At 72.2% G+C, this 12,579-nt stretch carries 12 protein-coding genes and 1 pseudogene; 2 read left to right on the forward strand and 11 right to left on the reverse strand.

Annotation, left to right across the window (positions count from 1 at the left end):
* Window positions 1–782: 782 nt before the first annotated feature.
* The 3 genes from ABZU53_RS30925 to ABZU53_RS30935 form a co-directional block, all read right to left on the reverse strand.
* Window positions 783–1,412, reverse strand: a complete 630-nt coding sequence (locus ABZU53_RS30925) for a hypothetical protein (protein ID WP_354863222.1) — start codon at window positions 1,410–1,412, stop codon at window positions 783–785.
* A gap of 13 nt (window positions 1,413–1,425) precedes the next feature.
* Entirely contained in the window at window positions 1,426–3,210 is a 1,785-nt protein-coding gene (locus ABZU53_RS30930) for a DUF4012 domain-containing protein (RefSeq protein ID WP_355069109.1), read from the reverse strand.
* 99 nt (window positions 3,211–3,309) lie between these two features.
* On the reverse strand, window positions 3,310–4,557 hold the full coding sequence (locus ABZU53_RS30935; RefSeq protein WP_354863224.1) for a glycosyltransferase family 4 protein: 1,248 nt from the start codon (window positions 4,555–4,557) through the stop codon (window positions 3,310–3,312).
* Between the two features lie 168 nt (window positions 4,558–4,725).
* Between ABZU53_RS30935 and ABZU53_RS30940 the strand changes: the two genes are divergently transcribed.
* Complete coding sequence (locus ABZU53_RS30940) at window positions 4,726–5,280, forward strand: low molecular weight phosphatase family protein (RefSeq protein WP_354863225.1); 555 nt, start codon at window positions 4,726–4,728, stop codon at window positions 5,278–5,280.
* On the opposite strand, the gene ABZU53_RS30945 is transcribed toward ABZU53_RS30940, so the two are convergent.
* Window positions 5,261–6,721, reverse strand: coding sequence for a polysaccharide biosynthesis tyrosine autokinase (locus ABZU53_RS30945; protein WP_355069110.1), 1,461 nt, complete (start codon window positions 6,719–6,721; stop codon window positions 5,261–5,263). The two genes, ABZU53_RS30940 and ABZU53_RS30945, sit on opposite strands and share 20 nt — an antisense overlap.
* Before the next feature lie 380 nt (window positions 6,722–7,101).
* On the opposite strand from ABZU53_RS30945, the pseudogene ABZU53_RS30950 reads away from it, so the two are divergent.
* Window positions 7,102–7,355 (forward strand): annotated as a pseudogene (locus ABZU53_RS30950) (Na+/H+ antiporter NhaA); the annotation flags it as partial.
* A 137-nt stretch (window positions 7,356–7,492) separates the two neighbouring features.
* Here ABZU53_RS30950 and ABZU53_RS30955 read toward each other — a convergent pair.
* The 7 genes from ABZU53_RS30955 to egtB all read right to left on the reverse strand — a co-directional run bounded on the left by ABZU53_RS30955 (window position 7,493) and on the right by egtB (window position 12,413).
* Window positions 7,493–7,690, reverse strand: a complete 198-nt coding sequence (locus ABZU53_RS30955) for a hypothetical protein (protein ID WP_007460421.1) — start codon at window positions 7,688–7,690, stop codon at window positions 7,493–7,495.
* 4 nt (window positions 7,691–7,694) lie between these two features.
* The gene (locus ABZU53_RS30960) at window positions 7,695–8,018 is read right to left on the reverse strand and encodes a hypothetical protein (protein ID WP_354862935.1); all 324 of its coding nucleotides are present in this window, start codon (window positions 8,016–8,018) and stop codon (window positions 7,695–7,697) included.
* Entirely contained in the window at window positions 8,015–8,377 is a 363-nt protein-coding gene (locus tag ABZU53_RS30965; protein WP_354862934.1) for a DUF1622 domain-containing protein, read from the reverse strand. The genes ABZU53_RS30960 and ABZU53_RS30965 overlap by 4 nt, the downstream gene beginning before the upstream one ends.
* A 39-nt stretch (window positions 8,378–8,416) precedes the next feature.
* Entirely contained in the window at window positions 8,417–9,004 is a 588-nt protein-coding gene (locus ABZU53_RS30970) for a TMEM165/GDT1 family protein (RefSeq protein ID WP_354862932.1), read from the reverse strand.
* Between the two features lie 251 nt (window positions 9,005–9,255).
* The gene (gene egtD, locus ABZU53_RS30975) at window positions 9,256–10,221 is read right to left on the reverse strand and encodes an L-histidine N(alpha)-methyltransferase (protein WP_355069111.1); all 966 of its coding nucleotides are present in this window, start codon (window positions 10,219–10,221) and stop codon (window positions 9,256–9,258) included.
* A 52-nt stretch (window positions 10,222–10,273) separates the two neighbouring features.
* Entirely contained in the window at window positions 10,274–11,020 is a 747-nt protein-coding gene (egtC, locus tag ABZU53_RS30980) for an ergothioneine biosynthesis protein EgtC (protein WP_355069113.1), read from the reverse strand.
* Window positions 11,021–11,060: 40 nt separating this feature from the next.
* The gene (egtB, locus tag ABZU53_RS30985) at window positions 11,061–12,413 is read right to left on the reverse strand and encodes an ergothioneine biosynthesis protein EgtB (RefSeq protein WP_355069114.1); all 1,353 of its coding nucleotides are present in this window, start codon (window positions 12,411–12,413) and stop codon (window positions 11,061–11,063) included.
* Window positions 12,414–12,579: the final 166 nt, after the last annotated feature.

Here is a 12,579-nt window from a genome sequence, read left to right on the forward strand (position 1 = left end):
CTCGCGGCGCGGCGGCCTGCGAGCGGGGGGCTCGTGGCGCCGGGACGGTGTGTAACGACCGTCGGGCCGGGGGGATTCCCGGGGCGGCCCGCGAGCGGGGCTCGTGGCGCCGGGACCGTGTGTAACGACCGTCGGGCCGGAGTCATTCCCGGGCCACCGGGGCCGAATAGCGGACCCGGGGGCGAGCCCACGGTCGTTCCGGGGGGTCTGCAACGACCCGGCCCGGGGCTGGCCATTCCCCCGCCGGTCGAGCGGGCGGGGCGGGTGGCCGTGGTCCTGCGATCGTCAGGGTATGTAACGACCCCCGGCCCGCCACGATTCCAGCCCACGGATGCACCCGGTCACACCCCAACAGCCCCAGAAACGGACATCCCACCCAACCGGGCACGACCCCGACCGGCCGCACCGGACAGCCGGGCTGATCGACTCCAGACCGGCGATACCGCGGCATCCGGCCAGCCAGACACACCCACATCGCCGACGCCACGATCAGGGCAACCCGACCGGGCCGGTCACGTCGACCTGACCTGCCCGAACACGCCTCCGCCGGGACCAGGCCCGCGCGGACGTCCCGGGCACGGCGACCTGGGCGAAACTGCGGGTGTGATCGACTCGGGATCCTGGATATCGGGCTGTCCCGGTCGTCCGGATGCCGGTTTTCCGACCACGCGAGTCGATCACGTCCCGTCGGAGGGATGACAGGGGGCTGGCGCCCGTCGGGAGATCCGACGGGCGCCAGCCTGAAGTGCGCTCCGGGCACTGCCCGGTTGGTGGTACGGCGATCAGTGCGCGGCCCCGCTGAAGCGCTGGCGGCGACGCCAGGCCAGGGTCAGCAGCAGCATGATCGCGCCGGCGCCGACGAGGCCGCCGCCGAGCTTCATGGGCGTACCGATGCTGTCACCGGTGACGGGCAGCGGCTGCTTCTTGTGCAGCACCCGCAGCTCCGTGCTGGCGGTCCGGCCGGACTCGCGGCCCGTGGCGGTGAAGGTCAGCAGACCGGTCACCGACGGCTTGTAGCTCTTGGTGAAGCCGCCCTGGGCGTTGGTGAACGCCGTGAACTGCAGCGGCGCGCTCGCCTGGTACGCCACCGGCGCCATGGCCACGGTGGTGCCGTCGCTGCGGCGGGCCGGCGCCTTGCCTGCGGCCGGGGCCGCAATCGGGGTGACGGTCACCGTGATGTCGACGGTCTCGTTGGGGCCGAAGTTGGTGCCGGTCAGGATGACCGTCTCGCCGAGGAAGATCGTCGGCCGGTTGACGGTCAGGGACGCGGCGGTCGGCGGGTACGGCGGCGGCTGAGTCGGATCGGTGGTCGCGCTGGGCGTCGGCTGCGGCTGTGCCGCCCCCGCTGCCGTCGGCACGGCCACCACGGCCAGGCCGACCGTGAGCGCCATGATGATGCGGGATAGCCGCATGATTGGTTCCCTCCTACTGGTCACAGCTTGGTGCGGAATGAACTTGGGTGGTCCACGGGCTGGCGGTGGGGGTCAGCCATAGCTCGGCCTGCCCGACGTCGGTCTTGGCCGTCAGGACGGTGACCTCCAGCGCCCTCTCGACGCCGGGGCCGATGTCGACGTTGGCCGTCGCCACCTGGCGGCGGCGTTCGGTGCCGCTGCCCAGTGCCGTCTCAGCCCCGTCGAGCCGGGCGTCGAGCACGGAGCCGCCAGCCGGGCTGTAGATCGACACCAGCGTGCGGACGGTGTACGGATCGCCAGCCAGACCGAGGCCAAGGATCGATTTGCTGAGCCCTGACTTCGGCGCCGTCGAGCGCAGGGTCACCCGCAGCCGGAGCTCGCGGCGGCCGTCGGGCCGGCATTCGCCGACCGTGAGGTTCGCCGTCGGCCGCAGGTAGTAGCCGAGCTTTGCGCCGCTGCCATCGTTGAGGAACACGCCGACAGTCGGCACGGTGTCCTGTTCCGGGAGCGTCCCGGCCATCCGGCTGTCGCCGAATGTCCGCTGTTCTTCCGGATGAGCACTCCAGAACAATATCCGGCGTTCCGTGATAGCACGGTCGAATGCGGACAACAACACCCGTGGGTTGACATTCTTCTTGAAGAAGGCGTCAAACACCGCGGCGGCCGACGACGCGAAGTAGGCGTCCTGCTGCGCGGTGCCCAGCCGCTGGTAGGTCTCGTTGAGCAGGGTCTGCACGACCTTCTCGCTGGCCAGCGGCACTCCACCGGGCACCAGCACCGGGCCGGTCGCCTTCAGCAGGTAGGACAGCACCACCGGGTCGACGGCGAGAACGCCATCGACGGTGGTCCCGGTCTTGCGCCGGAACATCTCCCGGTACAGGGCGGCGGCGGTCGGGAAGTGCGGGGTGAGGTTCACGTCGGCGGGGTAGATGCCCGGCAGGTCGGTCCAGACCGCTCGGGTCTCGGCGGGCAGCTTCAACGCGGGAGTGAACCGGCCGAGGGACGCGCTACTGCCCTGCGGGCCCATCCGAACCCGCCCGTTCTCGGCCTCGATCATCGCGTACGCGCCGAACATGCCGCCGGTGGCACGCAGCTCGGCCAGGTTCTGCGAGACGAGCAGGTAACGCCGCGAGCCATTCGCACCGAGCAGCGGCGGCAGCAGCCGTGCGCCCTGGTCGGCCGCAGCGGTGAGACTGGCCAGCCGGTCGATCTCGCCACGTAGATCGGTCAGCGCCTGGCGCACCTGGTTGACCAGCCGGTCGACGGGCACCTCGCTCAGGTCACGGCGGGTGGCCTGCACCGCGTCGTTCGCCCGGGTCAGCTCTGCGGAGACCGAGCTGAGCCGGGCCAGGTCCAACCGACCCTCGGCCGGCACCAGGCTGGTCAGGTCCGTCCGCAGCAGGGTCGGGAACGCCCGCCGGGCCAGGTCGTCGATGGCGATGGCGATCAGCCGGACCGCGTCGAGGTCGTCGCCGGCGATCGGGGTACGCCGACCGACCTTCCAGCTCGGGTCGGAGGTGGCGGCTCGGGCCGCGCCGGACTGCTCCTGCAGAGCGGAGAGAGTCCGCAGAGCACGGTCGGTGTCCCCGCCGACCACCTGTGTGCTCAGCTCCCGGGCCAGGCCGGCGGCGTTGAGCAGGTGCGCGCGCGCCTGCCAGCCCCGCAAGCCGATCCATCCGCCACTGGCCAGCAGCAGTGATCCGACCACCAGGGCGCCGAGCAGGGCCCGTCGCAGCCGTGCGCGCCGGCGACGCCGGGATCGGCTTCGCCGTCGACGCGGCCGTTCGCTCTCCGTCACACCACACTCCCGTTTGCCGGAATCGGACAGTCCGTTCGATTCCCTGACGTTCTTAGCACGTTGCAAGGGATCTCGTACGGTTATGGGCCTTCTCGTCCTTTACGCGAGGTTTCCTCGCGGCTCTCCTGCACCCTGCGGGACCCGGCCGGCGGCCTCGTGCAGCAACCGCTCGATGCGGTCCACCCCGGCCGGCAACGACATCTCCCGCAGGTACGTCTGTCGGCCCCGGCGGCCCATCTCGGTGCGCGCCGGCGGCGGGATGGTGGCGGCCAACCAGAACCGGTCGGCCAGCGCGGCCCAGTCCTCGGGAGGGCACGACAACCCGGCTCGGGCGCGCTCGACCAGCTCGGCGGTGTCCCCGCCGGCCGACGCCACCACCGGCGCGGCGCAGGAGAGCGCGGCCTGCAGCTTGCCGGGCACCATGCCCCGAAGTTCCGGCAGGTCGCGCAGCATGATCAGCTGGTAGTCGGCGGCGGCGTACAGCTCGGGCATGTCGACCGGCGACCGCCGCTGAAGGAAGCGGACGTTCTCCGCCTTCAGTTCGGCGGCGAGCCCCCGCACCCGCTGCTCATCCGCGCCCGACCCGACCAGGACCAGATCCATGGTGCGGTCCAACGCCGCGGCGGCCCGTACCGCCGTCTCCAGCCCCTGGCGGGCGCCGATGGTCCCGGCGTGCATGACCACGCACCGGCGATCCCGGCGGACCATCTGCCGAGCCGCCGCGCCGGGTGTCGCCGGGTAGAAGATGCGCTCGTCGGTCCAGTTCAGCACCAGCTGGACCCGGGCCGGGTCGGCCCCGGCGGCGACCACCAGGTCCCGCATCGACGGTGCGGCCACCGCGACCCGCGCGGCCGTCCGGTAGATGCGGGTCATCGCGGCGCCCATCCGTGCCGACCAGCGGCCGTCGCCGTCCGCGTCCGCGCCGTCGCGTGCCCAGACATCCTGTACGTGCAACACGGCCGGCACCTTCGGAAGCAGCCGGAACAGAGCGGCGGTGGCGAACGTGGTGGCCGGCAGCTGGAAGACGTAGAGCGCGTCCACGTCGCCAAGGAACCGACGCGCCGCCAGCGACGCGCTGCCCGCGAACGACAGGTAGCTGACCATCCGCCCGTACGTGGAGGTGGCCCCGCCGGAGTAGCGCGGCACCCGCCGGACCGCCAGCCGTTGACTGTGCGTCTCGTGGTGCCAGCGCTGCCGCCACCCTGGATAGACGTGGCCGCCGGGGTAGTCCGGGAAGCCGGTGAGCACGCGGACCTCGTGCCCGCGCGCGGCCAGCTCCTCCGCGAGGCTGCCGGGGATGAAGGCGGGCTCGGGTGGAAAGTGGTACGACAGGATGCCGATCTTCACCGGGGCACCGCCGAGGACCACGGATCGGCCTCGGCCGGCGCGGCAGCACGTCCGGCGGGTGGTCGGCCCGCGTACGATGCCGACATCCCCTCCCCGCGCGGCCAGCGGCGTCGACGCACCACCCTCGGGGTGTGGAGACCCGTGTCCGCACCCACGAGAGGGCTCCCGATGGCCGACCGCGTGTTGTTCGTCTGCCACGCCAACCTGTGCCGCTCGCCGATGGCCGAGTACCTGGCCCGCCGGTTGCTGGCCGACCGGCCCGTGCTGGTGTCCAGCGCCGGCACCGACGCGATGGACGGGATGGCGATGCACCCGTACGCGGCCCAGGTCGCGGCCGAGGGCGGCGGCGACCCGGCGGCCTTCGCCAGCCGGACGCTGCGTCCCGAACACCTCGCCGACGCGACGCTCGTGCTGACCGCGACACGGCGGCAGCGTTCGATCTGCACCGCGCTGGCGCCCGGCGCGCTGCACCGGACGTTCACCCTGCGCCAGTTCGGCCGACTGGCGGCGGCGGCCGAGCCGCCCGCCGAGTCGCGCGACGACCCGCTGCGGGCCGCCATCGCCGCCGCCGCCCACGCCCGGGGACGGTTGCAACCCGCCGCCCCGGACGCGGACGACCTGCGGGACCCGATCGGCGGGACCGCCGCCGACTTCCGTCGCTGCGCTGAGGAGATCGAACGCTCGCTACGACCCCTCGCCGCGCTCATCGGGGCAACCGGGTGAGTTCCTGGGTGCGGTCGCTGACGCCGTTGACGCCGGCGCCCTCGCTGTGCCGGGCTGCGGTGGCCCGGTCGGTCGGCACCGACGGCGTCGCCGACGAGGTAACCACCCGGTAAGCCTCGTACTGGTACGCCTCGGCCTTGGCCACCTTGGCCATGTTCAGCACGCAGCCGAGCAACCGCACCGAGACCGAGTGCAGCGAGCGGGCCGCCGCGGCCACCTGGGTTCGCGACGTACGGCCCTGCTGACTCACCAGCAGCGCGCCGTCGGCCTGGACGGCCACCACGACACCGTCGGTCACCGCGAGCAGCGGCGCGGTGTCGATGATCACGATGTCCGTGGACTCGCGCAGCGCGAGCAGCAGGTCCGCCATCGCCTTGGAGCCGAGCAGTTCGCTCGGGTTCGGCGGCGCGGAGCCGCTGGGCAGCACCAGCAGGGACTTGTCGCCCCAGCGCTGCACCACGTCACCGACCTGGACGTCGCCGACCAGCACGTCGGTGAGACCAACGCCCGCGTCCAGGCCCAGGTACTCGTCGACCTTCGGGCGGCGCAGGTCCGCGTCGACCAGCAGCACCCGCCAGCCCGCCTCGGCCAGGGCGATGGCCAGGTTGCAGGAGAGGGTCGTCTTACCCTCGCCCTGCAGGGCGCTGGTCACGGCGATGACCCGGGCCGGCTCGTGCACGTCCACGAAGCGCAGGTTGGTCCGCAGCTTGCGGACCGCCTCCGCGCGCGCCGACGTCGCGGCTTCGCCGACGATCAGCGGAGCGGTGCGGGCGGCGCTCTCGAACGGAATCTCACCGAGCAGTGGGCTTCCGGTGGCGCGTTGCAGGCCCGCGGCGTCGCGCAGGCGGACGTCGGCGACGCCGCGCAGGATCGCCAGGCCGACACCGAGCGCCAGACCGACCAGACCGCCGAGCGTGAGGTTGCGGACCGGCTGCGGCGAGACGGGGCTGGCGCTGACCCGTGGGCCGCTGACCACCTCGATCTTGATCGGCGCCTTGCCCTCGGGCGGCGTCTCGACCTTCTGCACGAGCTCGACGAACTTTGCCGCGAGGGTTTCGGTCACCCGCATCGCCCGCGCCTGGTCGGTGTCGGTGACGGAGGCGCGCAGCAGCACGGTGCCCGTCTCCGTGGAGGTGGTCACCCGGCGCTGCACCTCGTCCGCGGTGAGCCCGACCGGGGTCTCGGCCACCACGCTCTGCGCCAGGCGATCGCTGCTGAGCAGGTCGGCGTACGACTTGACCCGCTGCTGAAGGAACAGACCACCCTGGTAGGCGTCGCTGACGCCCTGGTTGGGGGTGGTGACGAAGAAGGTCACCGAAGCGACGTACCGGGGCTGGGCCCGTACGGTCAGAAACGCCGAGACGCCCAGGGCCACCATGACGGTGACCAGCACGACCCACCAGTGCCGACGCACGTGGCGCAATTGGCGGAGCAGGTCCATCAGGAGTGCCTCCGTGCGGGTCCGGTTACGCCAAAGAACTTCACGAAAACCCCCAAGGTCGTCTGCCAACTCGTGAAACCATTAAAGCCCCTCATAGGGCTTATGTCCGGAGTTATGCATTTTCGAGGCGAACAAGTGCGCCCACATGACCAACCCGACAAAGGGTCATTCGGCAGCGGCGACATCCGGGAAAAGTCCACGGCCGATCTCTGGCCGCCCCCCTCCCGGACGCCGCGTGATCGCCCGCACCCCACCATCGGAGGCGTACTGCTGCCCCTCGCGCTGATCGGGGCGAGGACGCCATGGGGGGCGAGTCGTACACCCGGGGCGCCCTGGCCCGACGGCGAGCGCTGGTGCCTCGACCTGGGCCGCGCCAATCGGGGCTGCTGGCAGTCTTCGTTCTCGTGGCGGGCCTGGAACTCAAGCGCGAGTTCGTCGTCGGCGCGACCTGCGGGAGCCGCGCGGCGCGGCGCTTGCGGTGGTGGCCGCCCTCGGCGGGATGGCGCTGCCCCCGCCGATCTCCGCGGCGGTGGTCCAGACAGCGGGCGGGGAGGGATTGCGCGGTCGGGCCATCCCGATTGCCACCGACATCGCCCGCACGCTGGCCGCGCTCACGGTGGTCAGCTCACACCTGGCACCGGCCGACAGGGTGGTCACGGACGAGCTGCCTTCACTCGGGTCGGTCGTGACCGGAACGGCGCCGGCGGTCGGGCCTGACCCGAACGGCGTCGGCGGTCGCCCGTGCGGGCGACCGCCGTTAGGCGTGACGCGTCAGCGGCGGCGCTCGCTGGGGCGACGCTCCTCGGTCTCGTCGGCCAGCGCGTCGGTCGCCGGCGCGGTGAGATCGTCGCCGGGCACCGCCACCTCCTCCGCGAGGTCCTGCTCGTCGGGCTTGCCGCCGGGCTGGGGCTCGGGAGCGGTGGCGCCACCGGCGTAGCCGTACTCGTTCGGTTCGTCGTGCCGGCTCATGTGGTTATCCTCCCGCTTTTCCCTGTTTCGCTGCTACTGCCCACGGTAAGTGGTGATCGTCCTCGGCGCAGCGCGGCGGGGATTGTCGGCGCGACCACGGCGGCGCGAGACTCAACGCCGCCGCGAGCAGTTGGCGCAGCGCGACGATCGCCGCCGCGGCGGCCAGGCCACCCCACTGCGGATCACCGGCCAGGCGAAGCAGGCCGGCCGCCGTGAGCAGGTCCAACAGCACCCGGACCGCGACCCGGACGGCACCGGTGCACAGGGCCGTGACCACACCGGCGACCAGGGCCAGCGCGGTCACCACCTCGACCAGCGCACCGCTCACGGCCGCCGCTGCCCGTCGGTGACCTGCCGCTGCTCCTGCCGGATCTCCCGGCCCAGGAAGTAGTTCAGCGCCGTCCGGATCGTGGCGATCGCCGCCAGCTGGCCGATCTGGGTGAACGACGGTGACACCGCGGTGCGCAGGACGTCGGCGGCCAGCTGGAACTCCAGACCGAGGGTCAGAAACCGGCCCAGGGACAGTCGGATCGGAGTGAAGACGGCGGCGGTGCGGTGTCGCAGCCCTTCGACCGCGAACCGCACCGCCGCCCAGACGGCACCCACGAAGATCACCAGGGCCCCGGCCACCTCCACCACGGCGACCAGCACCTCGTCGCCGTGGCGCAGCAGCTCCGCCGGCTCCACCCGGAGCCGTTACCCGCCAGCGGGGCGGCTAGTCGGTGCTCAGGTCAGCTCGTTGACGGCCTCCAGGATCAGCCAGAGGCCACTGATGGCGAAGAGCACCGCGGCACCGTACCTGATGGTCTTCTCCGGCAGGCGGCGACCGAGCATCCGACCGACCAGGATGGCCAGCGCGTCCGCGGCGACCATGCCGATCGTGGAGCCGAGCCAGGTGCCGAACCAGCCGTACTTGGTGGCCAGGGTGATCGTCGCGAGCATCGTCTTGTCGCCCAGCTCGGCCAGGAAGAACGCCACCGACACCGCCACGATCGCGGTCTTGCTGGTCTTCTCGGCCTTGCGCTTCTCCTCCTCGGTGAGCGTGTCACCGCGCAGGGTCCACGCGCCGAAGCCGAGGAACGCCACACCGGCCACCAGGGAGATCCACTCGGTGGGCAGCACGGCGCCGAGGCCCGAACCGATGGCGACCGACGCCAGGTGCACCACCGCCGTGGCGACGGTGATGCCGATCAGCACCGGAATCGGTTTGAACCGCGTAGCGAACGTCAGCGCCATCAGCTGGGACTTGTCTCCCAGCTCGGCCACGAAAATGACACCGAAGCTGACGACCAGCGCGGCGAGGAATCCCTCCATGACATCCTTCCCGTTCACGCCGGGAGGAGGTACGGGGGCGCCCTCGACCCGGCTGTAACAGCCTGAGTCGAAGGTCTCGCCCGCCCCGGAGACCGGGGCCGCGTGGCCGGGTGCGGAACGCACCAGTATGTCGACCACGACATTGAGGGCTACTCCCCTTCGCGCGACCAGCTTAACCGATCACCGAGCGGCTCGGACGCCGTGGGTGAACAGCCTCACCGTGCCCGGGCCGGAAGTCGTGGTGAACAGCCTCACCGCGCCCGGGCCAACGTCACCCCGAAGAGCCCGTCCGGGTCGGTCCAGAAGTTCGTCGCCGCGAAGCCCGCGTCGCGCAGCTCGGCGGCCACCCGCTCCGGGCGGAACTTCGCCGACACCTCCGTCCGCAGCTCCTCCCCCGCGGCGAACTGGACCGTCAGGTCCAGCACCCGGACCCGCATCGGGCGCGTCGCCCGCAGCCGCATCTCGATCCACTCGTGGTCGGCATCCCAGCGGGCGACGTGCTCGAACGCCTCCGGGTCGAAGTCGGCGCCCAACTCCCGGTTGATCACGTACAGCACGTTGCGGTTGAACTCGGCCGTGACCCCGGCCGCGTCGTCGTACGCGGGCACGATGACCGACGGGTCCTTCACGAGGTCGGTGCCGAGCAGCAGCCAGTCGCCGACCTCCAGCGCGGCGCGCATCGCGGCCAGGAAGTCGGCCCGCTCGGCCGGCAGCAGGTTGCCGATCGTGCCGCCCAGGAACACCACCAACCGCCGACCGCCGGTGGGCAGCCGGTCGAGTTGGCGGGTGAAGTCCCCCACGATGCCCCGGACCCGCAGCCCCGGATAGTCGGCGGCGATCTGCGCGGTCGACCCCAGCAGGGCACTGACCGACACGTCCAACGGGACGAACGTGCCCAGGCCGCCCCGACGGGTGAACGCGTCCAGCAGCAGCAGGGTCTTCTCCGACGAGCCGGAGCCCAGCTCGATCAGGGTCTTGGCACCGGTCAGCGCCGCCACGTCCGGTGCGTGCTCGGCCAGCACCGCCCGCTCCGCCCGCGTCGGGTAGTACTCGGGCAGCCGGGTGATCTCCTCGAACAGCTCGCTGCCCCGCGAGTCGTAGAACCACTTCGGCGGCAGCCACTTCGGCTCGGCGGTCAACCCGGCCCGGACGTCCTGACGCAGACCACGCTCCAGGTCCTGCGGCTCAAGGTAGATCTCCAACGGTTCCGCGGTCATCGGTTCTGCCTCTCTGCTCAGTCACACACCTCGCGTGCCCGACCGGTGCGGCTCACCGGGTCGGCAGTGGGCACATCCGCACCTCGTCCACGGTGGCCGTGACCAGGTGCCCCTCCGGCACCGGCCGCCATCCGGGGTCGTCATCGTGTGGCTCGGAGGCCAGCAGCACCGAGCCCGCCGCCGCACGCACCGACAGCGCGTGGCCGGACGTGGTGCCCACCACCCGCCGCCCGTCGGTGAGCAGCACGTTCAGCCGCGACCCCGGAGCGGCCACGGCGACCTCGGCCACCGTCCGGGCCACCGCCTCCGCCGGGTCGTCACCGGCGCGCAGCCGGTGCCGCACCAGCGCCCACAGCAGGGCCGAGTCGGTGGCCGCGTCCAGGGTCAGCAGGTCACGCACCGGCAGGCCGGCGGCGAGCGACACCATCGCGTCCGGCCAGCCCCGGACCACACCGTTGTGGCTGAACAGCCACCGACCCTCGGCGAACGGCGCGGCGGCGCCGTCGAGCACCGCCATCCCGACGGTGGCCGAGCGGACCGCGGCCAGCACAGCGCCGGCGCGGGTCACCGCAGCCAGCTCGGCGATCGTCGGATCGCTCCAGATCGGCTGGGCACGCCGGTAACGCACCGGCTCGCCGTCGCTCGGATACCAGCCGACGCCGAACCCGTCGGCGTTGATCGTGCCGCCGCCGCGCATGTCGCGAGGCGCCCAGGACTGGCGTACGAGTGCGTGCGCCGGCTCGAAGAGCAACTCGGCCAGCGTGACCGGCGGCCCCAGATAGGCCAGGTGACGGCACATCAGCGCAATCCGGCCGCCGCAGTGCCGGCCCGGTGCGGCGTCACGGGCGCGACTCGTCCGGTGCGGCGTCCCGGGCGCAACGGAAGCCGCTGAAGATCTGCCGCCGGATCGGATAGTCCCAGTTGCGGAACGTACCCCGGCAGGCCGACCGGTCCGTGCCGAACGAGCCGCCGCGCAGCACCCGGTAGTCGTCGCCGAAGAAGACCTCCGAGTATTCGCGGTAGGGGAACGCGGTGAAGCCGGGATGCCCGCGGAAGGTGGTCGACGTCCACTCCCAGACGTCCCCGATGAGCTGGTGCACGCCCAGCGGCGACGCGCCGGCCGGGTACGCTCCCACCGGCGCCGGCCGCAGGTGACGTTGGTCGAGGTTCGCGTGCGCCTCGGTCGGGTCCCCGTCGCCCCACGGGTAGCGGCGCGACCGCCCGGTCGCCGGGTCCCACCGGGCGGCCTTCTCCCACTCCGCCTCGGTCGGCAGACGCTTACCGGCCCACGCGGCGTACGCCTGCGCCTCGTGGAAGCACACGTGCACCACCGGCTCGTCGGCGCGCACCGGATCCCACCGGCCGAAACGCCGGTACGCCCAGCCGTCGCCGTCGCGACGCCAGTGCATCGGCGCGACGAGCTGCTCCCGAACACGATGCTCCCAACCCGCCGCGCTCCACCAGCGCGGGTCGTCGTAGCCGCCGTCGGCGATGAACGCCTCGTACTCGCCGTTGGTGACCGGCGCGGCGTCGATGACGTACGCGGCCAGGTCGACGCGGTGCGCGGGACGTTCGTTGTCCAGGGCCCAGGGGTCGGTGTCGGTGCCCATCGTGAACTCCCCGGCCGGCACCAGCACCTCACCGCCGACGCGGGCGGTCGGCTCGGGTGGTGGCGGGGCGTGCAGGACCGCCGCGCCCGCGCGCAGCTGGTGGGTCGCGAGCATCGTCTCGTCGTGCTGCTGCTCGTGCTGGACGATCATGCCGAAGGCGAACCCGGCGGCGACCAACGGCCGATCGGTGAAGCTCACGGCGTCGAGCAGGTCGTGCACCTTGTCCCGGACCGTGCCCAGGTAGGCACGCGCCTCCGCCGGTGGCAGCAGCGGCAGCGCGGGCCGGTCGCGGCGGGGCTGCTTGAACGCGTCGTACAGCTCGTCGATGTCGCAGCGGACCGGCTCGCGGCCACCCACATCACGGACCAGCCAGAGTTCCTCCTGGTTGCCGACGTGCGCCAGATCCCAGACCAACGGCGACATCAACGGAGAGTGCTGGCGCATCAGGTCGGCGTCGTCGACCGCCTCGGTCAGCAGGGCGGTACGGGACCGGGCGCGCGCCAACTCCGCCGCGATCCGCCCCCGCAACCGCTCCCCCTCGGGATGGTCCGTCGTGCCCACACTCACCGTCTCGCCGTTCACCGGTCTCCCCTCCGTTCGCGACTGCGGGGCTCGCAACCCCGGCTCACTCCTCGCGCTCACCGGTCCGCCAACGTTCGCGACTGCGGGGCTCGCAACCCCGGCTCACTCCTCGCGCTCACCGGTCCGCCAACGTTCGCGACTGCGGGGCTCGCAACCCCGGCTCACT

The organism is Micromonospora sp. NPDC005194 (genome assembly GCF_040608335.1).
Classification (GTDB): Bacteria; Actinomycetota; Actinomycetes; order Mycobacteriales; family Micromonosporaceae; genus Micromonospora.